Source organism: Fodinibius salicampi, from assembly GCF_039545095.1.
GTDB lineage: Bacteria > Bacteroidota > Rhodothermia > Balneolales > Balneolaceae > Fodinibius > Fodinibius salicampi.
The window spans coordinates 1171952-1197137 of sequence record NZ_BAABRS010000001.1 but is presented as its reverse complement, the minus strand read 5'-3'; the positions used below and the strand labels follow the sequence as shown (position 1 = coordinate 1197137).

At 44.1% G+C, this 25186-nt stretch carries 15 protein-coding genes; 12 read left to right on the top strand and 3 right to left on the bottom strand.

Annotated elements, in window-relative coordinates; genetic code table 11:
* The first annotated feature begins 213 nt into the window (after positions 1-213).
* The 9 genes from ABEB05_RS04885 to ABEB05_RS04845 all read left to right on the top strand — a co-directional run bounded on the left by ABEB05_RS04885 (position 214) and on the right by ABEB05_RS04845 (position 13600).
* A complete protein-coding gene (locus ABEB05_RS04885) occupies positions 214-1146 on the top strand; it encodes a 6-bladed beta-propeller (RefSeq protein WP_265788027.1) in 933 nt (310 codons plus the stop codon).
* A 270-nt stretch (positions 1147-1416) separates the two neighbouring features.
* The gene (locus ABEB05_RS04880; protein ID WP_265788025.1) at positions 1417-2274 is read left to right on the top strand and encodes a hypothetical protein; all 858 of its coding nucleotides are present in this window, start codon (positions 1417-1419) and stop codon (positions 2272-2274) included.
* 338 nt (positions 2275-2612) lie between these two features.
* Complete coding sequence (locus ABEB05_RS04875; RefSeq protein WP_265788023.1) at positions 2613-3806, top strand: 6-bladed beta-propeller; 1194 nt, start codon at positions 2613-2615, stop codon at positions 3804-3806.
* 33 nt (positions 3807-3839) lie between these two features.
* On the top strand, positions 3840-5078 hold the full coding sequence (locus ABEB05_RS04870) for a 6-bladed beta-propeller (protein WP_265788021.1): 1239 nt from the start codon (positions 3840-3842) through the stop codon (positions 5076-5078).
* A 129-nt stretch (positions 5079-5207) separates the two neighbouring features.
* Entirely contained in the window at positions 5208-6362 is a 1155-nt protein-coding gene (locus tag ABEB05_RS04865; protein WP_265788019.1) for a 6-bladed beta-propeller, read from the top strand.
* 33 nt (positions 6363-6395) lie between these two features.
* Complete coding sequence (locus tag ABEB05_RS04860; RefSeq protein WP_265788018.1) at positions 6396-7430, top strand: hypothetical protein; 1035 nt, start codon at positions 6396-6398, stop codon at positions 7428-7430.
* Between the two features lie 11 nt (positions 7431-7441).
* Positions 7442-8623 carry an NHL repeat-containing protein gene (locus tag ABEB05_RS04855; protein ID WP_265788017.1) on the top strand — a complete coding sequence of 394 codons (1182 nt, stop codon included), beginning with the start codon at positions 7442-7444 and terminating at the stop codon, positions 8621-8623.
* A 48-nt stretch (positions 8624-8671) separates the two neighbouring features.
* Positions 8672-11875, top strand: coding sequence for an efflux RND transporter permease subunit (locus ABEB05_RS04850; protein WP_265788016.1), 3204 nt, complete (start codon positions 8672-8674; stop codon positions 11873-11875).
* A gap of 639 nt (positions 11876-12514) precedes the next feature.
* Positions 12515-13600 (top strand): hypothetical protein, encoded by a 1086-nt coding sequence (locus ABEB05_RS04845; RefSeq protein WP_265788015.1) that lies wholly within the window; start codon positions 12515-12517, stop codon positions 13598-13600.
* A 162-nt stretch (positions 13601-13762) separates the two neighbouring features.
* Here ABEB05_RS04845 and ABEB05_RS04840 read toward each other — a convergent pair whose 3' ends face one another.
* The 3 genes from ABEB05_RS04840 to ABEB05_RS04830 form a co-directional block, all read right to left on the bottom strand.
* Complete coding sequence (locus ABEB05_RS04840; protein WP_265788014.1) at positions 13763-14857, bottom strand: NAD(P)/FAD-dependent oxidoreductase; 1095 nt, start codon at positions 14855-14857, stop codon at positions 13763-13765.
* Positions 14858-15065: 208 nt separating this feature from the next.
* Positions 15066-15680: a bifunctional nicotinamidase/pyrazinamidase gene (gene pncA / locus ABEB05_RS04835; protein WP_265788012.1), complete on the bottom strand. Its 615-nt coding sequence runs from the start codon at positions 15678-15680 to the stop codon at positions 15066-15068.
* Positions 15681-15691: 11 nt separating this feature from the next.
* A complete protein-coding gene (locus ABEB05_RS04830) occupies positions 15692-17128 on the bottom strand; it encodes a nicotinate phosphoribosyltransferase (RefSeq protein ID WP_265788011.1) in 1437 nt (478 codons plus the stop codon).
* Between the two features lie 189 nt (positions 17129-17317).
* Between ABEB05_RS04830 and ABEB05_RS04825 the strand changes: the two genes are divergently transcribed.
* The 3 genes from ABEB05_RS04825 (at position 17318) to ABEB05_RS04815 (ending at position 25117) form a co-directional block, all read left to right on the top strand.
* Positions 17318-18937, top strand: coding sequence for an Ig-like domain-containing protein (locus ABEB05_RS04825; RefSeq protein WP_265788010.1), 1620 nt, complete (start codon positions 17318-17320; stop codon positions 18935-18937).
* Between the two features lie 15 nt (positions 18938-18952).
* The gene (gene mprF / locus ABEB05_RS04820) at positions 18953-21547 is read left to right on the top strand and encodes a bifunctional lysylphosphatidylglycerol flippase/synthetase MprF (RefSeq protein ID WP_265788009.1); all 2595 of its coding nucleotides are present in this window, start codon (positions 18953-18955) and stop codon (positions 21545-21547) included.
* A gap of 96 nt (positions 21548-21643) precedes the next feature.
* Positions 21644-25117 carry a methylmalonyl-CoA mutase family protein gene (locus ABEB05_RS04815; RefSeq protein ID WP_425558399.1) on the top strand — a complete coding sequence of 1158 codons (3474 nt, stop codon included), beginning with the start codon at positions 21644-21646 and terminating at the stop codon, positions 25115-25117.
* Positions 25118-25186: the final 69 nt, after the last annotated feature.

The following is a 25186-nucleotide window of genomic DNA, read 5'->3' as shown; positions in this document are numbered from 1 at the left end:
CATAGGAATCTCAATAAGTAAAGAAAATTTTGGTAGCATTATTTTCAATTATTAATTCTAATGAGGACATAGTACCGAGGTGTTGCCTCAATATATTTAATCATCAATATGCCAAGATTGAATAACATTTTTCTATTGCTTTGGTTTCTAATGCTTCTTTTAACAGGTTGTAGTAATAAAAAAAAGACGCAAAAACCCATTAGTTTGGAACCAGTGAAGAACGTGTCGGGACTTAATGATTCTACGTTTATTGCCAATGTTAGTTCAATAGAATCTATCCATAATCAATTTTTTCTTTCTTTATATCTCGGTGGTGGCTCGTCTCAGATTCTACAACTTGGGCCCGACCTGGATCTACGTGGGATCATTCAACGAAATGGGAAGGGCCCGGGGGAGTTTACTTCAGTAACGGATATGAGTATTATTAATGACAGTTTGTATGTGTATAACGAGACTCAGGCAAAAATTCTAGTATTTGACCATAACAAAAAATTTATCCGGGAAACGAAGATATCAGAGGCTTCCGCTTCACACATGGCCGTGGATGAACGCAGCCATTTTTTTTTATCAACACCAAGTCGCAGTGATCCTATAACCAAGTTTTCCGCAGAAGGGCAACAAATCACGACGTTTGGTCGTAATACGATCGGTGAAGATAGCAGGCACTATCGTAGAAATTCGCGTATGTTGTTTATTTATAATGACCGATTAATTGCCATTGGAAGGTCCGAACCAGTGCTGGAAGTCTATAGTTTGGAAGGCACCTTCCTCAGTACTACCAGGATCGACCCTCCTGAAATTCATGAACTAATAGCGTATGTAAGAGAGGAAAACGAGGACCCTGACGCGAGAGGTTTTTCCCTTCTATTTTTTGATGCAGCTATACATAACAATAATATATACTTATTAGTGGCTAAACACCCCAACGAAAATACGAAGGCTTACGATACAAATTTTACATTTCTGTTTAAATACAAGCTGAACACTGGCGGTGGTGTCACCCACGAGCAGACCTTTAAATTATTTCGTTCTGATCAGGATAAGCTTATGTATGGTTCTGCGTTGGCAGTAACCGACGATCATAAAATCATTGTTAATGATATGATGGGGAAAAGTTTGCTTATGTATGAAGATGAGCGTCTGTAATGAAATGTAGTTTCTAGTGGATATGTAAGCACTCAAAGAGGCTCATATCAGAAGTATATAAAGATTCAATTTAATGGGCACATTTAAAATATACCGTCAATATGACACCTTAGGCTGCAGTGTAAAATGTCTGAACATGATGTTAGGCACCACGGGAGGAGCTATAAGATGGAGACCCGGCAGGGTTCGGAGTGGCATCAACCGAGAAGGGATGTCGCACCCTATACTAATTCTTTTAATCATAATGACCTTTAATCAAATCTTTGATATATGAATTTGAAGCGACCTTGCCAGCTCCTTGTCCTTACTTTGTTTTGTATATCGATAAGTTGTCAAAGAGAGGTAAATGATCAATCGGCAAATATTAAAGTAAATGTTCAGACTATTGATACATTTCAAGATTTCCAGATTAAGGAACATTTGGGACTTCCAGCAAGAATTAAATATGATGAAAGAACTGATCATATCTTGGCCTTTGATCTTGCTTTTCAAAAAATACTCGAAATAAACAAAGACAGCGAAATCATTTGTGCATACGGGAAAAAAGGGCGGGGGCCAGGTGAGCTACAGGGAGTTGAGGACTTTTATGTAAGGGGAGATTACCTTTTTATTGTAGACCGTTCAAGTTTTTTGATAAATAAGTACAACCGGAATGGAGAGTTTATTTCTGCCTTGGATTATGGAGAGTTGCTTTTAGAAAAAGCGAATAACTCTTTTCACCCGCCTCCCCCTGCGCTTTATGATAATTATAATGAACCCTATATTACAATAGATGGCAATGTATTACTTCCAGCCCATACCCAGGGCAAGTCGCTTTATAAATTATTCGACTGGGAAGGAAAGCATTTGGCAGATTTGGGAGAAATTCCTGAAAACTACGTCCCGCAAATTGATAAAGAGACAATACGAGAGACTCTCGCAGCTCGAAAAGTTCCTTCCGTAGATTTACATAAAACTTTTATCGTAACTGATCGCTCTGCACCTGATGAAGTATTTCTGATCTATGGTACAATTCCGAAGATTGCCAAATATAGTATTTCAGGTGAAAAAATATGGGAACGCAAGATTCCGGTAACTCCGGAAGTCGATTCTCTTACAGTTGATTTGGCCCAAATAACCAAAAACTGATCTGATTACCTGCCGGCAGTGAGAAAATATGTATGGGGAGCAACCAGTAAAGAAGGTTATCTATTTTTGGCAACTTATAATAATATTTTTACTTCTGTTCCTGCCCGGCCTCTCTGGATTCATCAATTTGATCCAAAAGGTAAACTAATACAAAGGTATAAGATAACATCTAATACTAACCTTTCTTACCACTTAGCGATTGATTTTAATAGCAGCCAAATTTTTGTGCCCTTGTTAGATGGGACCGGAATTCGGCTATATAAATTTTAAATATCAAATGTTTGATTATGCATTAGTTATAAAAGTTCATAATAACTTTAAATTCGAAGGTATCTGAAATGCAAAAAAATAAGATAACTCCGCTCTTATATAAAAGCTTTTTGTTATTGTATGTTTGTTTTTCATGCTTGGCATGGGGATGTACAGAAAAGGAACAGGGACAAGTACAGTCGGCAGAGCCTGATTCCTTATCCCTGCACTTCGAGCAGGAGTTGCTTATCGGTGATGATGGAGGTATCTCGCAAGAGCCTGTGCTGGCGTCGCCTTCAGAAATAAGGACGGACAGGGAGGGAAACATTTACATTGCAGATACTAAACTGTCTGCAGTACAGGTGTTTGATGCAGATGGAAACTTCCTGCGTTCTATAGGCGGAGCGGGTGGTGGACCCGGAGAGTTTGGCGCTATCAATGCTATCGAAATAAATAATAAACAGGCATTGATGACCATTGATGCCAGCAACAAGCGCATTACACATTTTTCAAAAACCGGCGAAGTATTGTCAAATTATAATTCAGCAGAAGGGTCGGTGATATGGCCTCAATATTTTCGTCAGATGGATAAAGGCAACTTTCTAATACTTCAAAAGAAAAGGGAAATACCGGGTATAGAGGACCCGGAGGACCTTCATATACAATCCACGATGCTGCATCTCTATGATAGTACCTTTACTCATCTTGCTTCATTTGGACACATTGATAGCTTGATGGATTCACCGAGCGATTTTACTAAAATATATACCAGTACAACCAATGCAGGTAATTTTTGGTCGTCCGAAGAGGGAGCAGTATGGTATGCTCCTCCCATTTATGCGGGTCGTTTATATAAGTTCCGGAAAGAAGAGAACGGTTGGACGTTAGCTCAAACACTACGGGGACAGCTTCTTCCTGAGAAACCGTTAGAGCTTGATTCCGACATGCAAGGGACTATGGCAATAGTTATCTATACGGATGAGGGCATGGAATCAGGCTCTGCTTATATGAAAAGTGTAAGTCTGGGGATTTTTGAAATGAAGGACGGTGGCTTGATCCATTTGAGTTCGCAGCTACAGGATGGACAGAGAAAGACGATAGCAGAAGTTTTTGATGATGAGGGAACATTAAAAGGTGTTGGACAGCTGGAAAAGTTTACGTTTGAGAAAACAGTACAAGAACCATTGATAGCGGATATCTGGAAAGATAAAGCGGATCGATTTTATATTATTGATGAGCGAGGTACACCAGCCGTACGAATAGGTCGCATTGCAGGCCTTTAATAACAAGAAAAATTAAAACAGGGATTAATGGTGATGGAAAAAGCAAAGGCAATCATAAAAAGTTGGATATTATGCTATGCCGCACTTTTCTTATTATGTAGCTGTACCTCACAGGAAGAGGTTGAGATTCCCGTTGATATAAAGAAAACGGATAATCTTACGATCCTTTCTGCGAATCAACCGGTGGACAGCCTGTATCTTGAGCGCGAAGAGAGCTTTGGCAGTACCGATGATACTCTTGTTTTGGTGGGTGGCTCTTCCCGTAACTTAGCGCGGGTAGATGATAACGGCAGGGTATTTATCCCTGATCGCCAACAGAATACCATTCACGTATTTGCACCGGATGGTCGTTATGTAACCCATATAGGCCGGGAAGGCAAAGGGCCGGGAGAATTTCTTATTATTGGCTCGATTAGCATTAGTCAAGACCAATTATATGTTTCTGATGATAAACTAAGAAAGATCAATGTATTCTCGCTTGATTCCCTCATTTTCACCCATTCTATCAGTCTTAACCGTGAACCTCAAGAGGATAGTCAAAACGAGAGGTTATCAACGGTGATACCAACCACCAGTTTTTTAGTTACAAATGATGGGAACCTATTATTAGAAGCTATGTCAATCTTTCCAGATGAGGTAGAAGCTGGTAGCGGTTCTGAAACGCAAAAAAAAGAACAGGGTATTTACAACTGGATGAATGAAAATGGGGAAATCATTTCGGATGTAATCTTAAGTCTTAAAAGTCAAAGAGGTATTACTGAGAATTTCAGGGGATTGTCGCTTGAAATTTCTTTACCGGTTTATGAAAGACCATTAATAGCAGTATCGAGGGAGGGAAGAATTTATGCGGCCCAATCGGGAGAGTTTTTGGTCAAAGCATACGATGAAAATGGCAATTATGAGCAGTCTTTTTACTATCCCTATGAAAACAGTCCGTTGGACCGGGATGACCTGGTACAGCGATATGACCATGGATCTAATTCTCCTGGATTACAGGCTGCGCGGACCCGGGATCTACCGGAAACCTGGCCGGCGCTACATTCCATGTTGGTGGATGATGAAAACCGCCTGTGGATTTCGACCATTGTAGATGATCAGGAAGTGTACCAGTGGTGGGTATTGGATGCTGCTGACGGACAATTACTGGCTCGGTTCAGGTGGCCGCGAAATCAAGACATTCAGCAAATCAAAGATGGAAAACTTTATGCGAAAGAAAGGGATGAGGATGGGGTAGCCAGAATAGCAAGATACAATATCAGGATAGAATCATGATGGTGCATGGTCCGGAATTACTCATAGGTTATCATAACTTCCTCATCTAGAGCATTCTTGATTATATGTACAAAAATAGCCAATATAGATATTATTAAATTCTAAAAAGGGATTAGAGGGATATATAAGATGTATAGCAATATTCGTCAGGAGATATTTTTTGTTTTAGTATATATGGTAATATCAATAATAGGATGTCAAAGCGAATCGGCTTCGGACAGTACTTCATCAGGCGGGGAAGTGGTCGAGCTGAAAGACTACAAAACAGTTGTTTCTTACAAAGACGGCATCCTGGCCAATCCGGCGGCTATGAAGTATGACGGGGATTCGCTGCTTTATATCTATGATTTTGAGCATAAGCAGGTATTGGCACTGAATAAAAACGGTGAAACTACACGTGAATTCGGCGGAGAAGGTCGAGGCCCGGGAGAGGTTATATGGTTTAATAATATCTATTTGAATGATGATTATTTTTATATCGTCGATCCGGTACAATTCCGCATTATAAAATATAGCCTTGACGGTGAGGTAGAGGGTTCGCTGGATTATGGACAGAAAGGTTCCCAGTCAATGCCTCCTCCGCCCCCGCAGTCATTAATCTCTCGAGCTAAAAATATTACGAATGAACCCTTTGTGACTGCTAGCGGAGATGTATTGCTGCCAGCTATCCGGCAAAAGGAGGAAGTCAGCAGCCTATATACCTTAGTCGATTGGGAAGGAAAGGAATTGACGAAGATAGGGGATATTCCCGAGGGAAGTGTTTTTGTACTGGATGGGGAACAGTACCGGGATGCGATAAACGAACGGGAAGTTCCGGGGTATTACAAACCCAGAGTGTTTCCGGTCAATGATCAGGCCAATAACGATGAGTTATATTTCATCTATACTGCTTTTCCGAAAATTGTGAAATACAATACATCCGGAAAAAAGCTTTGGGAGCAGGCTGTTCCTGAAACGATCGAACTGGATTCTGTTTATACTCTTTTTTATGAGAAATCCGAAGGACTGCGTGAGGGAGGAACGGTAGCACTTAACACCTATATGTCGGGTGTGAGTAGTGAAAATGGTCTGTTATATCTGGTTTTAGGGAAGTATGGCTTTGAGGAAGCGTCCAACGATTTGTGGATACATGAGTTTACAAATAACGGAGAGCTCAGACGAAGGTTTCGACTAATATTAGAAGATGTCAACTTAGCGGCTATCTTTGATATCGATTTTGCCAACCAGCAAATGTTTACGGTAACAGAAGAGGCTGAGATCAGGGCGTATGGATTTGGTGAGTAATTTAAAATATAAAGTAAATACCTGCTGCCTGTTATGAGATTATTTGGAATTTTTTTATTTGTCGGTATAACTATTAAGTCCGGTATTTGCCAGGAACTTAAAGAAGTATATAGCTATCATGAGAATATCTATACTCCCTCCGCATTTTACGTGCTTGGTGAAGATACTATATTAACTGTCGAACTGGGTAACCGAGACGCAGTTTTAAGCTTGCATGATATTAAGAATAAACAGGTAATTGCCACCCGACGCGGGGGTCGGGGACCGGGGGAACTGTCCCAAAATGGTCTGAAATATATTTCTAAGATGGGGAAGGATTCTATTTGGGTCTGGGATGAGGGACAGCAAAAAGGAATGATTTTTGACGATAAGCTAAACTATTTGACTGATGTAGTGGCAAAAGATCATGGGATCGGTACGGCATTAATAGTGAATGATACAACGGTTATTGCCAAGAAGGCTTTTGATGGAGATAATGTCGTAGCACTATACCCACTTGAAGGGAATCGTATTGGGGGTAAAGCATTATTTAGTATAAACTCCGGGGATTTTAAAAGCCTGCTTCCTATTACAGAGAATCCTTTGCTTAATCAGGGACCCATGTTTGCTGATCGGGATGCTGCTTATATGGGATTCTATTTCGGTTCTACCGTTCTGGCTCTTTCTGCAGAAGGAAAAGTAGATACGATATCTACTCCTTATAATTTGCCTTTCCCTATTGTTGATTATGACAAGGGATATATGGCTCCGGACCATGGAAAGTCACCAGAGGCTACCTTGGATATAAGTACAGATGATGATCATATTTACATTTTATTTTCGGGTAAAAAATTTGATGTTGGACCTTTTCGGCAGCTGGTAAATGGAATTACAGGTAAACTGGCCGAAGAGATTGAGAAATCAGATAATACCAGAGAAGTTCTGGTAATCGATAAGAAATCAAAAAAGTATATAGGTAGTCTTGACCTGCCCGTTATGTCTAAAAGGATATTCGTGCATGGTAACAGCTTATATACATTGTCATACGGGGATAAAAGATATTCTATCATAAAATATAAGATGAGGTAAAAGTTTAGATTATGGAATCTAGGAGATCTGTTCCAACAAGAGAAATATCTATTCTTATTGGAATGCTTATTTTTTTACTGTGGATGGGAAACAGTGCCATTTTATTAGCGCAGGAAGGGGATCCTGTAGAATATGAAGAACTTCCGGTTATACAAGCAGATATCGATAAAGAGATCGGGGATGAACAAGGATATCTACCCGGCCGACTCAGTGATCTGATCCTGATGTCGGATGGAACCCTGCTGGTTTCAGATGTGCAGAAAAAAACGATCGAGCAGTTTAATACCGAGGGCAAACACATGGGAACTATAGCCCGCGAAGGACGAGGTCCGGGTGAGTTGCCTTTTATATTTACTCTTGCGGGTGGGGGAAACGATACGCTTATCGTTCAGCATAGCTCATCAACACAGGTTGACTTTTTTGGACGAGACTCCGGTGGGATATATACCCACGCAAGGTCAAGTAAAACAGATTATAGGGAGAATTATCATCCGTTATTTTTCGTCGGTTCACCTTCCGGATCAAGTTACTATTATGCTATCAGAAGCAAAACGGAGGTTGACACTGACCTCCCGGAATACAAAATGGATTCCATAGTTATGTTGGATGGATTCCAGCATATTATCCGGGATTCTCTTCACATGCTGAAGAGACCCAATTATGTATATGCAGACCCAACGAAATACTCCACAAATATCACCTTTGGTGGGAAAACTCCGGTGGGTATGCCACCCTATCGTTATCAGGATCGTTTTAGATTGATGGATGACGGTCAATATCTAATAGCACGGCCCGACAGTACGGCTCTATTTATCTATAACAAGAATCACGAACTTGTCAGGCAAATACCTCTGAATGTAGAGAGCCGAAGCGTACAAAAAACTGATTTGGATTATCATTTCCGTGATGAACCCAGAGATGTCCGCCAGAGGTTGAAAAGGTATGTGCCCGAATTAAAACCTCCATTCCTGAATATTTGGGTTTCAGAAAACCACATTCTATTACATACAGACAACAGCAGGAATGGGAAAGAAATGGTGGTACTTACAATGAAAGGAGAACCAGAACCTATTGGCAAATTTTATCTGTCCGAATTTGACGACATCAGATATTTTAGAGGTAACCGGATTTATACCCTGTACAAAAATCCGGAAAGGGGACACAGCATCATGGTTTACAGTATAGATTTATAGATGAAGTTTACTGCTTGAAATTTTCCTTTATGCGCTTAACTTATCAATATGCTATCAAGACTTTTTCATAGACGCTATTTCATTTCGTTAAGCTACGTGCTGGTTGTGGTGATCGGCATTGTAGCGTGGCAGAACATCTCTTTGGAGATGTCACCCGATCTGAGCCTGCCGTCTATTACCGTCAGCTATGGCTGGGGCAGCACATCGCCGGAAGTAATGGAACAGGAGGTGACCCGCCGCGTGGAGCAGGCCGCCAATCGCCTGCGGGATGTTGAGCGCATAGAATCTATTTCACGGGAAGGTCAGGCCACGGTCACCATTACCTTCAACCGCGAGGCCCCCGTTGAATATCGCAAGGTGGAGCTGCAGGAGTATCTGTTCTCGTTGCAGGAGGACTTGCCTACTGATGTGCGCCAGCCTAATATCAGCCGGCGGGTACCCGAAGAGCTGCAGGATATGCAAACCTTTGTGGTCTATTCGATTAGCGGCGAACGACCCGTGCGAGAGCTGCTGGAGTATGCCCGCCGGAATATTGAACTGCCGCTGCTGGGACTTGAGGGCGTAGCCGAGGTGGAAATCAACGGGGCACGCGATCCGGCTCTTACGGTGGAGTTTGATACGGATCTGCTGGAGCGATACGATATCAGTCCGCAACAGGTACTGGCTACGATACAGGAAAACCTGGAGTGGCGATCGTCCGGCTATGTAGAGTCCTCGGGTCAGCGTATCAGCATGCTGGTGGAGCCCCAGTTTTCAGGGCTGAAAGCGATCAGGGAGCTACCGCTTCCGCTGCCGGGAAGCCGGCGGATCATCCAGCTGGCTGATGTGGCGGAGGTGAGTATTCAGGATTTTCCTGCCAAAAGCATGAAGCGTATTAATGGGAGTCCGGCGCTAAGCGTGGAGTTTGTGAAAGAAAGCGGGGCTGATGCTATAGGATTGGCCGAGCGTATCCGGGCGGAAATCGATCAGATATCGCAGGCCATTCCGTCAGACATGACCATACAACTTGAGCAGGATGCGACCGAGGAACTGCGCGAGCAGTTTGGCAACCTTCAGTACCAGGCCGTGCTTAGCCTGTTGGTGGTCTTTTGTGTCTTGCTCTTTTTTATCCGCCGCCTGCGTGCCCCTTTTGTGATATTGGGAAGTATCTTGTTTTCACTGCTAATGAGCGTAGGTATTCTCTACTTTATCGGCTATTCCCTGAATATTATCACCCTGGCGGGACTTACGGTATCGTTGGGGATGATTATCGATAATGCGGTGGTGGTCTTTGAGCAGGTGAATCCCGGCCTGCCGGAGGAACTGGAGCAGCGAATTATCCATATTCAGGAGCAGCTTCCGCGTGCTCTCGTGCCGGTGCTGGGCAGTACTTTTACAACGGTTGGGATTTTTATTCCGCTCTATTTCGCAATGGAGGAATTACAGCTCTTTTTGGTGCCACTGGCAGTAGCGCTTTCCCTGACCCTCATTTCTTCGGTATTGATATCACTTAGCTGGATCCCTTATGCGCTTATCTGGCTGGTGCCACACACTTCTCATTCCAGCAAATCGGTTCTTTACAAGCTTAAAAACGGACTGTTTTCAACTATTCGTCGTTTTATGATGCAGCTGTTTGTCTGGCGATACAAGGTGCGTTGGTTATGGTATGCAGCACTTATTGCAGCCATTGGGATTCCCCTCTTTGCCATTGAAACCCCAGAATGGGAGGAGAATACAGCATGGCCGGAATTTACGCAGGTCTATTTCGATAATAGAAATGACATTGATCCCTGGATCGGCGGCATTACGTATCGCTTTTTTAATGACACCTATTTTGGCAGTCCATGGGGAGGCCGGGATCAGCAGCAGCGTGTTTATGTTAATATCAGGACCCCGCAGGGGACGCCGCTGGAAGAGATTGATAAAATGGCTCGGGAGTATGAAAGAATCGCCGAGCCCTATGAAGAGGTATTTTCGTTTTATGAAACGCAGATTTCGGAATATAGTGGAGCGCGGCTGATCTTCTATATCAAAGATGAGTATTTGAGCATCCCGGATCCATATATATTTTTTCATGAAACGAGGTACCTGGCGTCTCAGATAGGCAACTCGGGGATATCTGTAAGCAGCGGATTGGGAGAGGGGGTGAGCACCGCTTTGGGGAGTAGTACATCAGGTCTTCGCATTTCATTGACCGGCTATTCCTATGATGAGCTGTTAGCTCTTGCCCGTAATTTGCGTAATCGCCTGATGCAGAATAAGCGGGTGCAGGAGGTGGATATCCATGGCACAGGTAGCTGGCAGGACCGGGAGGATTTGTACCAGTATTATTTGGAACTGAATGATCAGCAGCTGGCCCTGCACGGACTGAATAGGAGAGATGTTTTTTCAGCTATTTCGCTGGATGTAAATCCCACTAACAGCTTTGGCAAGGTAGAGCTGGCGGGTGAGCAGATGCATCTCATCGGGCGTAATAAAACCCGTCAAAACCGAAGTGCAGAATTGATGCGGGAGAAGCGGCTTTCGCCTACCGACAGTACCCTGTTTTCGCTGGAAGAGGTAGCGCAGCTGGGAAGAGATAAAAGCCAGTCGAGTATCCGCCGTGAGGATCAATCCTATCAGCGTATTGTGACAGTGGATTTTTTGGGACCCTATCGGCTGGGGAGTGATTATATAGAAGAAGTGCTGGAGCAGACGCCCGTGCCTGTAGGCATGAATGTCGAATTCGGGTCGGGGGGTATTTTTGGCTTTGGAAGCGATCAAAACACGCGCAACTTATTACTGCTGCTGGGACTGACCATTCTCAGCGTTTGGATGATTGTTTCGGCTTTGCTGGAGTCCTGGGCTGACCCTCTCGTGGTTATCTTGGCCGTGCCGCTGAGCCTGTTGGGCGTGATGGCTGGAACGCTTTACCACGATCTGGCTTTTGATCGCGGAGCTATTGCCGGTACGCTGCTATGCGTGGGGGTGGTAGTGAATAATTCAATTTTATTAATGCATGAAAAGCAGTACTGCAGGGAGCGCGGAATCCATGGGCTTCGCAGCTGGCTGTACGTTTATAAGAATAAAATGCGGGCGGTGCTCATTACGACCTTAACTACCATCGGGGGATTGCTGCCGCTTATTCTGATGGAGGGGAGTGAATTCTGGGAGCTGTTGGCTACAGTGGTTGTCTGGGGACTGGGAACCAGTACCGTGCTTATTTTATTGCTGATGGGACTATGGGAGAAACCGGTAAAATCTGTTCGTTTGAGGGAAAAGAGCTCCGGATGATTACTGATAAGTTGAATGGTAGGAAGTGTTAAGTATTAAGTAGAAAGTTTTAAGTTGCAGGATGAACGTTAGCTGTTGCAGGTTGGATGTTTTAAGGCTGGCTCTGACAAAGTCTCCTCTTGAGAAGGATGGGCTTCCGTGGGTTTGCGGAAGCTCGGGGTGTGTTTGCCTCCTTTATTCTTGGGGGCTTTTAAACGCTTTTGTTCCATTTTTTCAGCGACGAAAAAACGGAACCCCAAAAAAGTCGCCGGCGATGAAAATGTTGCTGCCGTTTAGGGGCCTTCGTTAAAATCATTTAAACTCCTCCCGCTGGTCGTCAGATAAAAATGATTTTTTGCCACTACGGCCCCTGCACTTTTATCAGCAACATATTCAAAGGCCGGATAGGCTATTCTGAAAGCGACAGAGCCAGACCACGGTCCATTTCTATATAACGAGAAAGTGGTAAGGAAAATCACTCCACCGGCCTTAGCAGGATAGGCGAATGAAAAATCAACTTGTGGAACACCTTTTGAAAAGTTAAGTTTTTGAAGATAACTGAAGGGGAGGAGTGGGAAATGACCAATTATTTTTATCTAAAGCTAAAACAGCCTCACCGCCTAAGGTATTACGTAACATATAAATAAAGAGGGAGTAGGTATGAGAGAACTTTTAAGTGTTGTTGTGATGGGATTATTTCTCTTTTCATGCAGTAGTGATAACGAGCCGGAGAATCCATCTGATTATGTAGAGAAATTACCACAGGAATTTCCCGAAGAAATGAATCGCTTCCAGGAGGCCGATTCTATCTATTTTGGTCATTTGGGATACCAGACGGTCCCATTGGATGGGGGTATAGTACTTTATGATAGACAAGGACAGGTGATATTAAGGATCAGTTCCAATGGGGGAATTAAGCAGGTGGTTGCGCGTTCAGGAAGAGGGCCCGGCGAAATGCAGGATATCTTATCACTTATCAAGACCGCTGAAGAAGGAATTTTAGTATACGATCAACGGAATCAAAAGATAATACAATTTAATGATCAGCTGAAGTACTCGGAAGAGTTTAATGTGAAACCGGATGACCAAAATACGATTTCTTCAGCTTTACCTTCTGATAAAGAGAATGAGTTTATTATTGAATTGTCTTCTTACGCCTATTATATGGACAGGAGTCGGGAACCGGAACGTTATTTGGCTCAGTTTAATATGGAGACGAATACATACGGCAAAAAAATTGTCTTGAAAGACAGATTAATTGCTATGTCGGAAAGCAGAGCAGGTGGCCGCACGATACCCTATACTCCTATCGATTTAGTGCACTACAGCCCAAAGAGCGAGACTCTTTTTTTACATGATACAGAAACATCGCGAATAACGGAAATAACATCTGATTTTGACACCTTGCAAACAATTTATCTTAACTTGCCTTCGCAGGAACTCAGCCCCGAGGAGCGTGACTCACTGAAAGAAGATAGCGGACCAAGATATGAGAAATCCTTAGAGGAAAAATTACCCGAGATTAAAACACCGGTTGAAGAATTTAAAGTAGATCACCGGAATCGGTTTTGGCTGAGGTTAAACTATCGGGGCACGACTCAGAAATGGTTGGTTCTGGATCCGGAAGGAGAGCCGCTTAAAATTGTCCATCTGCCCAAGGGAGGAATGTTGACTCATATTTCACCTGACCATCTGGGAGTGCGGTTGGACGACGTTACCTTTGCGGTCTTTAAACCTGTTGATTAGTTGTTAATATCTGAGAGAGTCTATTTAGCAGATGCTGAAACAAAGTTAGCATGACATTGTAGATTTTATAACAGTCTCGAAGAATCAAAGAAAGCGAGCTCTTTTTTTAAAGTATTCTTTTGGCAACAAAGGCTATATTGAACTAGGTTTTATACGCAAATCCTACTCTTCCACTCGTTCTATGCTTATTTCCGGATAGAGCGCAGTGCCATTGGTCAGATGATCCACATAGTGATCAGCCAGAAATTTACTGAGGAGTAGTCCTTTGGAGCCCAGTCCGGTGAATACATGCATGGTAGAATTCCGTGGATGCCTCCCTAAGATGGGTTTATAGTTGGGCGTGGAAGTCCGAACACCCGCCCACTGATCAACAGTACTGACCTTCTCTTCCAGTTGCGGAAGGGTGCGCCGTAATCGTTTCCGAAGGTATTCTTCGCCTTCCTGATCCGGATTTACATGAGTGAAATCGTGTTCGTAAGTGCTTCCCTGTACAAAGGTATTACGAGTCCCCATCCGGGCGATATATCCTAAGCTTGAGATGGAGTGGGAAAAGTTTAGTGGTTCTTCACCGGTAGAAAAGGTGGCAACCTGACCTTTAATGAGGTTAAGGGGAAGCCAGTCCCAGTATTTGGACTGAGCCGTAGCGGGGCCAATGGCAAAGACGATATTTCGGGCCTGGATGGTTGTATTATCAAAAGAAATGTTCCATCCTTGTTCTGATTGAGCTATCTCCGCATCTATACCAGTCTGGATAGGTATGCCTTTCTCCGATAGATATCGGGCATAAGCCTGCAGATAGCTTCCTACATCCACCGTAAGACCGATGGGTAGCCATAATCCCCCGTCCACACATTGAATACCGGGATGGATCTCCTGTATTTCAGCCTTGCTTTTCCACTGGCACCAGCCTTCGGGCCAGCTCGTCTTTTCATGCTGGGCCTTCATCTTGCGAGCCATCTTTTCGAGCAGTGCAGGACGCAGCAGGCCGTTTTTTTGGTAAAAAGACTCATGAGTTCGGCTCTGTACCTTTTCAAGATTCTGGGCGATGGCTTCGTAGCACTGTTCCGCTTTCCATGCCTTCGTAGCGCGACGTCCGGTAGCAAGGTTAACAAGTCCACCGGGAGTGCCGGAGGCACCGGCCGCAATGCTGTTTTTCTCTATAACAATGGATTCAAAATCGGCTTTTTGGAAGGCATCGGCCAGGGAAAGTCCGGCCAGTCCAGCCCCGAGAATACAATAGTCTGTTTGATGGTGCATTTAAGTTGTAACTAATTAAAATCTAACTGTTAAGGCATTTATAGGTCAATATTCTAGAATATATACTTTCGCTGCAAACGGACGATTACGGCTCAGAAAAGGCTGTAAGGTTATGGGAAGATTCTATCTTTAGGTTCTATGACAGCTATAGATTAACAACCGAATAGCCAGTATTTGTAATCCGGAATCTGGTATCCTGCATTAAGCGTTATGAAAGCAATGCTTCGGAAGATACTTTTTCTGCACCGGCATCCAGCATTTCTTCCCAGGCCTGATTGACCGAACCTTCAATATCAATGCCTTTTACAGCGTCTTCTACCACAAAAACATCAAAACCCTCTTTGATCCCGTCAATTACAGACCATTTCACACAAAAATCGGTAGCGAGTCCGACGGCATAAAGAGTGTCAATCTCTCGCTCAAGAAGATAACCCGTAAGTCCCGTTGTGGTGGTTTCGTCGTTTTCATAAAAGGCGGAATAAGAGTCAATCTCTTTTCGAAAGCCCTTGCGGACAATAAGCTGACAGCGATTGGTCTCCAGTTCGGGATGAAAATCGGCTCCTTCAGAGCCTTGCACGCAGTGATCGGGCCATAGAACCTGGTTGCCATAGGGCATTTCTATCGTTTCAAAAGGTTCTTTGCCGCTGTGGGAGGAAGCAAAAGAAGAATGTCCCTTGGGGTGCCAGTCCTGCGTTTGGATTACAACATCAAAAGTATCAGAAAGAGCATTGATAACAGGTATGATCTGATCTCCATCGGGTACTTCCAGTGCTCCTCCTGGACAAAAATCATTTTGAACGTCAACAATTAATAGTGCTTTCATGATGCTAAGAATTAATTTTCCTTCAACTTTTGAGTGAGTGTATCGCGTAAATCCATTAGCTTTTCGCTGATACCCACTTTGTAAATGTGAGGATTATCAAAACGTTTATGCTCTTCATTTAATTTACTTAGTCGCTGCTTGGCATACTGGGCGCTTTCAATCGGAGTGGGAATATCGATCTGAACTTTTCCATTCTTTACGACTGTTGATAACAGTGGTTCGGCCTGGTAGGAGCTAATATTTACGTGTTTAGCGGGATAGTGGGGATGATGAATGACGTTGCCGGGGTCATTTTCCATTAGGAGAATACCGTCGCCATAGAACCGACCTTGGCTATCGCTGTAGCGCATTACTTTTTTACGACCGGGGAGAGTAATTTTTTCAACATTTTCCGAAAGTTTAAGCTTTGGCTCATTGTTTACAGAGGCTAGCTTATACACACCATCGAGGGCCGGACTGTCATTGCCGGTTGCCAGGCGGGTACCCACGCCAAAGAGATCAATAGGAGCGTTTTGTGTTAATAAACTTTTTATAAGATGCTCATCCAATTGATTGGAAACGGCGATTTTAACGTAATCAAGTCCTGCTTCATCGAGCTGTTGGCGCGATTTGCGAGCAAAGTACGCTAAGTCTCCGCTATCCAGACGAATGCCTTTGAGACGATGTCCCTTTTCTTCCAGCTCTTTGGCTACTTTAATAGCATTGGGTACGCCGCTCTTCAGAGTACTATAGGTATCTACCAGTAAAATGCAGTCGTCGGGATAAAATTCGGCATATTTCCTAAAAGCGGTAAGTTCATCATCAAAAGATTGTATCCAAGAATGGGCCATGGTACCGCTGGCAGGGATATCGTGCACAAACGAAGAATAGGTATTTGAAGTAGCCTCGACGCCTCCTATAATGGCTGCCTTACTGGCCTGGATGCCACCATAACCCTGGGCACGCCGAAGTCCGAAGTCCAGTACTTTTTTATCACCGGCCGCATATTTCATCCGGGAAGCCTTCGTTGCGATAAGGGATTCGAAGTTGAGGATATTGAGGATCAGGGTTTCCAGGATTTGCGTCTCTATAATTGATCCTTCCACGCGTAATAGGGGAGTGCTGGGAAAAACAATCTCCCCCTCTTTAGCAGCGTCAATGTCTACCTGGAGCCTGAAGTCGCGAAGATAATTCAGGAATTCTTTCCGGAATCCTTGTTCTGCAAGATACTGAATCTCATCTTCATGAAATTGAAAGTCATCAATTAACTCAAGGAGATCCGCAAGTCCGGCAAATACTACATAGCCCCCATCAAAGGGATTATCCCGGAAAAAGTAGTCAAAACAGGCGCGCTCATCTTTACGACCGGCCAAATAATAGCCCTGGGCCATAGTTAATTCATAATAATCCGTATAAATAGCAGGATGACGTAGCAGAGAAGTCTGCTTTTTGGTTTGAACAAGGCTCATAAGTAAGAATTAGTTCGTATATGGTATATACTGCAGACTTAAGATACATAATACAATGGATAAGCTGTAACCATTCCCAGGCTGTTTACAGACTTAGCTTTAAAATAGGAGTTGTTCCAAAATTCGGGTATAAAGGCCTTTAAAAATTTGTATCTTTGTCAGGAAATGAAATATGGAAGGCGATCTGGTTTGATAAAAAATTATATCTATTTCAACACAATTTTATGTGTAATACTCATTGCGGCAAGTTGTGCTACACCATCCTCACCAACCGGTGGGCCCCGCGACGAAGAAGGCCCCTCGATTATTCGAACTGAACCAGAAACAGGAACTACAAATTTTGGAGAGAGGAGTATCACGCTTCATTTTTCGGAATTTGTGGAACGCTCGTCACTGACTCAGGCTATAGTGGTGGAGCCTGATATTGGGATAGATTATGAATTGGATTGGGGGCGTAAATCGGTTGAAATAGAATTTAGCAGCGCCATTCCTGATTCCACCACGCTTATAGTAACTATTGATACTGAGCTCAGGGATACCAATGGCAACGAGATGTCTTCTCCGTATAAAGTTGCAGTATCAACCGGCGATGAAATTGATGAAGGAAAGCTCTTTGGACGTATTGTCGATGCCCGGACCGGGGAGGGCTCCGAAGAAGGTCGCTTGTTATTATATCGTGAACCCATTGATCTGAGCGCAAAGGCTGATTATGTAGCATCACCCGATACCGGGGGTGTTTTTCAGTTTTCATATCTCAGTGATGGCAAGTATAAGGTGTTTTGGATGGCTGATCGCAATCGTAATAAGATTTGGGATCGGGAACAGGAGCGGGCACAGCCTTTTCAGAAAGAGTTTGTAACGCTCGAAAAGGCGGCCGAAGATACCATCGGTACCGTCTTCGTTACTCTCTCGGATACGACCCGGCCTGTATTACAGGGGGTAGGATTATTCTCTTCGCAGCGTATGAGAATGCGCTTTAGTGAAAATATTGAAATCACTAATAATTCTGAGATCAATGTAACCGATTCTACCGGGAATGTACTTCTGGATGCGAATCCGCTTTACATCCCTCCGGGAGAAAAATATGTACTTTTTGCACAGGCAGAAGAACCTTTGGCTGAATCAGATACCTATTCGTTAAGTATTAATGGAATAACAGATCAGTCAGGGAATGAATTGACAGAAATATCGCAGACATTCAGTGGTTCAGCCCAGGAAGATACTACTCAGCAGCGGATTATTACCCGGAATAATTTATCGGGCTATTATCCATCGGATCCGGTGGAAGTAACCTATGCCAAACCGATTGATGAGCCGGAAATCAGAGATTCGCTGAAAGTGGTAGAAGGTACGGAGATGCATGATTCCTGGCCTAATGTAGATATACAACTCAACATGCTTCGGATCTCCCCCGACTCCGTATGGGAGGATGGTGTGGATTATGAGCTGAGAATTTGGGATCCTATTATTGAGGATTACAGGAAATTACAACCGGAGGTTTGGTACCAGTCCCAAATGGGCCAATTAAATATTATAGCTGAAGATTCAACCCTGTCGGATATCCGACTCAGGATATCAAATGAAGAAGCAGGTATTCAGCGGGATACCGTTTTCAGCCAGCAGGTTGAAATAGAAGCACTTCCGCCGCTTAGCTATCGGGTACGAGCATATCATGATGTGAATAATAATGGCCAGTGGGATTATGGAAGCGTTGAGCCTTTTGAGGAACCGGAACCCTATTTTATTCAGGGTCAGGTACCTGTCAAAGAAGGATTTACAGGCGATTTGACGATCTCATTCCAACAGTAGTAGTACAAATCTAAAATGAAGAAAGCCTTAAAAAAGCTAACTCCTTTTATAAGTATTATCTTTTTCGGCTTTGCATTGTGGTTTCTTGATCAGGAACTACAGCAATATGAACTGGCAGAAATTACGGCACAGCTCTCGGATATTCCGAATCACTATATTTTAATATCTTTGCTGCTTTCTTTTTTAAGCTATGTTATACTCACGGGCTACGATGCTCTGGGAGTTCGATATATTGGAGAAGAGCTGGAGCCGGGCAAGATTATCCGGGCGGGATTCGTGGGCTATGCATTTAGCCACAATATTGGGTTGGCACTTATTACCGGGGGATCCATCCGCTATCGCATCTATTCGGCTTGGGGGTTTTCGGGACTACAGGTGACGCAGATTGTGGGTTTTAGTGCGTTTACGCTGTGGATCGGTTTTTGTGCCGTAGGAGGGCTGGCACTGCTGTTTGCAACGCCCGTTTTCCCGGATGATGTGATTGTTCCGTTTATTTCTTTGCAGGTGTTGGGAGCTGTCTTATTAATGATGGTTGTGGGATATATCGGGGCCAGTGCCCTAATCAAAAAGGAGCTATCGTTCCGTGACTGGTCATTTAAATTCCCCTCCCTTACACTATCAATTAAGCAGGTGGCCATTGCCTCGGTGGATTGGCTTATGGCTGCGGCCGTACTGTATGTCTTGCTTCCCGAAGTTGGCGTCAGCTTTTTTAGTTTCGTTGGCATATTTCTGCTTGCACAAATAGCTGGATTATTCAGTCAGGTGCCAGGTGGATTAGGAGTCTTTGAATCAGTTATGCTGCTCTACTTATCTAACTTTATGGTCGGCCCCCAGATTCTAGGCATACTGCTCGTCTATCGATTGATATACTATATTCTTCCCCTGCTGGCCGCAATTGTTGTGCTGGGATATCAGGAATACCAGGTAAATCGGCAAGCGGTTCAAAAAATGGGCAAGAAAGCGGCCGACTGGGTACCGGGAGTGGTCCCGCAGGTGATGAGCTTTTCTGTATTTTTAGGCGGGACCATCCTCCTTTTTTCGGGGGCTTTGCCTTCTGATGTCCCGCGTATGCAGTGGTTGCAACATATTATTCCGTTACCGGTCATCGAAATGTCCCATTTCTTTGCAAGCCTGGTGGGAGCAGCCTTATTAGTGTTGGCAGGGGCACTCCAGCGGCGGGTGGATGCCGCGTATCATATGACGGTTGCGCTGCTTGTCTTTGGTATTCTCTTTTCCCTGCTGAAGGGAGGAGACTATGAAGAGGCTTCTGTATTATCGGTAATGTTGGTTTCACTTATTTCCTGTAGGAAAGAGTTCTACCGCAAAGCTTCTCTTTTTTCCAGTCAGTATTCCTCCCGATGGCTTACAATGATATTAATTGTATTTGCAAGTGTCGTGTGGTTGGGGACTTTTTCCTATCAGCATGTAGAATATCAAAGGGATTTATGGTGGGAATTTTCATTGATGGGAGATGCTCCCCGGTATTTACGTGCCACCGTCGCCGCTTTGGGATTTGCGGTAATTATCGGATTGATCAAGCTCTTGCGCCCTGATTCTCCTGATAATTTTGTAGCCGAGAATGATCTTGATCGGGCAAAAAGTGTAATTGCAAATTCTGATAATGTAATAAGTAATTTAGCTCTGCTAGGGGACAAAGAGTTGCTTTTTAGTGCATCAGGAAATTCTTTTATAATGTTTCGCAGGGAAAGTCGAAGCTGGATTGCCCTTGGTGATCCTGTGGGGCCTTCCAATGAGGCAGAAGAACTGATCTGGGAATTCCAGGAACGCTGTTATGATGCGGATGTAAAGCCGGTATTTTACCAGACTGGTGATGAGTACTTGTCTTATTATATGGATCTGGGACTTACCTTTTTTAAGATCGGGGAAGAAGGTAGAGTGAATCTTGAGAAGTTCAGTGAGTCAAGTGTAGCATCGGATCTTGTATCCAACAGCAAATTCCTGAAAGAAAGGGGATATCAGTGGGAGCTAATACCACCGCAGGATACAGTTCCCTACATGTCAACTTTGCGGAGGATATCAGAGTCTAATCTCAAGGATCAAAACCGGAAGGAGCCCGGATTTTCTTTGGGAACCTTTAATGAGAGATATCTCCATAATTTCCCTATTGCATTGATTAAGAGAAATGAAAAGATTGTGGCTTTTTCCAATATTTTGCAAAGTGGCAATCGGGAGGAGCTCTCTACTGATTTACTTCGATACCGGTCAAAGATACCACACAGCATTATTGATTTCATGATTTTGGAAACGATAAAATGGGGAGCCGAAGAAGGATACAGCTATTTTAATCTTGGTATGGCTCCTCTATCCGGCAGGGATGAGGATTATTTCTCCTCGCGCTGGCAAAAGATGGCGGATTTTATCTATCGTTACGGTGAAAACTTTTACGGACTACAAACAGTGCGTGCCTATAAGGAGCAATACCACCCTGATTGGGAGCCAAAATACCTGGTCTGTCCCGCGGGACTTGCCTTACCAGGCATTCTTTCCAACCTCAAAGACATTGTTTCCGGTGGCTTAAAGAGTCTTGTAAGCGGGAAAATTGAAAGCTACCCTCTTAAGAAGAAGAGGAAACAGGAGAAGGATATATAGCCTCAAACCTGTTCTCAAAAAAAAGCTGTAAATTTCTTATCTTAAAGCAGATAAAGAAGGCCAATAGAAGAAATTGATATTATGCCTAAAGAATCTATGACATCCGATATAAAAACCCAATCGGCTGATCAGGAGCACTCCTCCGAAAGAAGCCAGCCTGAGGTCTACAATGCCGAACATAAGATTCGCTTTGTTACGGCTGCCAGTCTGTTTGACGGACATGATGTCAGTATTAATATTATGCGCCGGATTTTACAGAGCACCGGGGCCGAGGTAATACATCTTGGACATAACCGATCGGTACAAGAAATTGTAGACTGTGCCATCCAGGAAGATGTTCAGGGTATCGCCGTAAGTTCGTATCAGGGCGGACATATGGAATATTTTAAGTATATGGTTGATCTGCTTGATGAACGGGGCGCTTCTCATATAAAGGTATTTGGGGGCGGCGGTGGTGTGATTGTTGAAGAAGAAATTCAGGAGCTGCACAAGTACGGAGTGGACCACATATTTTCGGTTGAGGATGGCAGTACGATGGGACTGCAGGGGATGATCAATTTTATGATGGAGGAATGTGATTTTGATACTGCCGATGTCGAAGAAATTAATGCCCGGGATATTGTTAATAAAGATCATAAAGCTATTGCCCGATGCATATCGGCCATTGAGAATGAGCATCCCAAGATTATCAGTTTTAAGGATGGGAAGTTAAGAGACGGCCAGTCAAAGGAAATACAGCCATCAAAAAACGGACAACCCATTCCACTCATCGGAATAACCGGTACGGGCGGAGCTGGCAAAAGTTCACTTACGGATGAGCTGATCCGTCGTTTTCTAACGGAATTTGAAGATATTACCATTGCGGTTATATCGATTGATCCCTCCAAGGTACGAACCGGGGGCGCGCTTTTGGGAGATCGCATTCGGATGAATAGTTTAGATCCCGACAGGGTGTATATGCGGAGCCTGGCAACAAGGGCAAGCAACAAGGCAACCAGCGATTCGGTTAAAGGAGCAATAGAAATTTGCAAGACCGCTGGATTTGATCTGATTCTTGTAGAGACCAGCGGTATTGGTCAGAACGATACCGAAATTGTTAATATCTCTGATATCCCGCTTTATGTAATGACCAGCGAGTATGGCGCGGCTACACAGCTGGAAAAGATAAACATGCTGGATCTGGCGGAGCTGGTTGTTCTCAATAAGTTTGAGAAAAAGGGCTCTCTGGATGCCCTTCGGGATGTGCGAAAACAAATGAAACGAAATCGCGGTGCATGGGATCTTGAGGCAGAAGCCATGCCGGTTTATCCGACCATTGCCGCTCAGTTTAATGATAAGGGCGTTAACCGGCTATTTAAAGCGCTTGTCGATAAAGTTAATGGCTATTATGATCTAAGTTGGGAGACCGCAATATATACTAATCCGGAGCCGGCAGAGGATATTCAGGGGCAAGCTATTATTCCGGGTAAGCGACAGCGCTATCTTTCTGAAATCTCGGACTCTATTCGTGATTATCATGATTGGGCGGAAGATCAAGTGAATGTTGCCCAAAAGCTAGACCAGGTTGAGGGAACTCTCGACCAGATCCAGCGATGGGAGCCAGAAGACAGCGAATCATTTGAGCAGAAGCTCAACGATATGAGAGAGCACTGGCTCAGCAAGCTGGATGCACGCTGCAAGAAAATCCTGGAGGGATGGGATGAACTCTATGAGGAGTACCGGCAGGATTATGTTGAGGTCCAGATACGGGATAAAACCTTTAAGAATGAGATGTTTCGCGAATCGCTCAGTGGCCTGGAAATACCGCGGGTGGCTCTACCCAAAACAGATAATAAAGGAGAACAGCTGAAGTTTGCTCTTAAAGAAAATTTGCCGGGCTATTATCCATTTACGGCGGGCGTTTTCCCATTCAAGCGGGAGGGGGAGGATCCTACGCGAATGTTTGCCGGTGAAGGCACGCCGGAGCGCACCAACAAACGATTTCACTATGTAAGTGAGGGTATGCCGGCGGCTCGACTTTCTACCGCTTTTGATTCTGTTACTCTATATGGGGAAGATCCTGATCATCGTCCGGATATCTATGGTAAGGTAGGAAACTCCGGCGTGAGTATCTGTACTCTGGATGATATGAAGAAGCTCTATTCTGGTTTTGAGCTCACTTCCCGGAAAACATCAGTATCCATGACGATTAACGGTCCGGCACCGATGATCCTGGCCATGTTTATGAATACGGCCATTGACCAAGAGGTGGAACGCTATCTGAAAGATAACGGTCGATGGGAGGAAGCAAAGAAACAGATCAGGAAGTACTTCAAAAAGAAAGGGGTTGAAGCTCCTCAATACCATGGTGATCTGCCGGAAACCAATGAAGGTTTTGGGCTTGGTCTACTCGGTATTACGGGCGATAAGCTCGTGGATGAAGAAACCTATAAGCAGATCAAAGAAGAGGCAATGTCCGTCGTCCGCGGTACGGTGCAGGCAGACATTCTGAAAGAAGACCAGGCGCAAAATACCTGCATTTTTTCTACCGAATTTGCCCTGAAGATGATGGGCGATATTCAGCAATATTTTACTGACCTCGAGGTGCGTAATTATTATTCAGTCTCTATCTCAGGCTATCATATTGCCGAGGCTGGAGCGAATCCCATAACACAGGCTGCTTTTACGCTGGCCAATGGGTTCACCTATGTCGAATATTATTTGTCCCGCGGTATGGATATCGACACCTTTGCCCACAATCTTTCCTTCTTTTTTAGCAATGGACTTGATCCGGAGTATGCGGTAATCGGCCGGGTGGCGCGGCGGATTTGGGCGGTAGCCATGCGCGAGAAATATGGTGCCAATAAGCGCTCCCAGAAATTGAAGTACCATATCCAAACCAGCGGCCGGTCGCTCCATGCCCAGGAAATTCAATTCAATGATATCCGTACTACCCTGCAGGCGTTAATGGCTATTTATGATAACTGTAACTCACTGCATACCAATGCGTATGACGAGGCTATCACAACCCCGACCGAAGAATCTGTCCGGCGTGCGCTTGCTATACAGCTGATCATTAACAAGGAGCTGGGAACGGCTAAAAATGAGAATATTAACCAGGGATCCTATTTTATTGAAGAATTAACGGATTTGGTTGAGGAAGCTATCCTCTCTGAATTTGATCGGATCACCGAGCGTGGTGGGGTACTGGGAGCGATGGAGCATATGTACCAGCGTGGGAAAATCCAGGATGAGAGCCTGTATTACGAATCCAAAAAGCACAGCGGTGAACTGCCCATTGTTGGCGTAAATACGTTCCAGAGTGAAGATGCGGAAGGGGCCGAAGAAGATAATGAGGTTGATCTTATTCGTTCTACAACGGAAGAAAAAGAGCAGCAGATTGAAAATCTGGAGTCGTTTTGGGAGCGCAATAAAGATGAGGCTGAAGAAGCAATTGAGCGCCTTAAAAAGGTAGCCCGGGAGGATGGAAATATGTTTGAGGAACTCATGGAAACCGTGAAAGTGGCCTCGTTAGGACAGATTTCCAAAGCTTTGTATGAAGTTGGAGGACAGTACCGTCGTAATATGTAAACAGGTATGCCTATCGGATTTTATCTTATCCTTTTTATTTTCTACTATCTGTAGCATCAACGTATCCAC

Excerpts from the sequence above, each read along its gene's own strand:
- ABEB05_RS04880 (WP_265788025.1), top strand. The coding sequence starts at position 1,417 with ATGAATTTGAAGCGACCTTGCCAGCTCCTTGTCCTTACTTTGTTTTGT.
- ABEB05_RS04870 (WP_265788021.1), top strand. The coding sequence starts at position 3,840 with ATGGAAAAAGCAAAGGCAATCATAAAAAGTTGGATATTATGCTATGCC.
- pncA (WP_265788012.1), bottom strand. The coding sequence starts at position 15,680 with ATGAAAGCACTATTAATTGTTGACGTTCAAAATGATTTTTGTCCAGGA.
- ABEB05_RS04860 (WP_265788018.1), top strand. The coding sequence starts at position 6,396 with ATGAGATTATTTGGAATTTTTTTATTTGTCGGTATAACTATTAAGTCC.
- ABEB05_RS04830 (WP_265788011.1), bottom strand. The coding sequence starts at position 17,128 with ATGAGCCTTGTTCAAACCAAAAAGCAGACTTCTCTGCTACGTCATCCT.
- ABEB05_RS04865 (WP_265788019.1), top strand. The coding sequence starts at position 5,208 with ATGTATAGCAATATTCGTCAGGAGATATTTTTTGTTTTAGTATATATG.
- mprF (WP_265788009.1), top strand. The coding sequence starts at position 18,953 with ATGAAGAAAGCCTTAAAAAAGCTAACTCCTTTTATAAGTATTATCTTT.
- ABEB05_RS04850 (WP_265788016.1), top strand. The coding sequence starts at position 8,672 with ATGCTATCAAGACTTTTTCATAGACGCTATTTCATTTCGTTAAGCTAC.
- ABEB05_RS04855 (WP_265788017.1), top strand. The coding sequence starts at position 7,442 with ATGGAATCTAGGAGATCTGTTCCAACAAGAGAAATATCTATTCTTATT.
- ABEB05_RS04845 (WP_265788015.1), top strand. The coding sequence starts at position 12,515 with ATGAGAGAACTTTTAAGTGTTGTTGTGATGGGATTATTTCTCTTTTCA.
- ABEB05_RS04875 (WP_265788023.1), top strand. The coding sequence starts at position 2,613 with ATGCAAAAAAATAAGATAACTCCGCTCTTATATAAAAGCTTTTTGTTA.
- ABEB05_RS04815 (WP_425558399.1), top strand. The coding sequence starts at position 21,644 with ATGACATCCGATATAAAAACCCAATCGGCTGATCAGGAGCACTCCTCC.
- ABEB05_RS04840 (WP_265788014.1), bottom strand. The coding sequence starts at position 14,857 with ATGCACCATCAAACAGACTATTGTATTCTCGGGGCTGGACTGGCCGGA.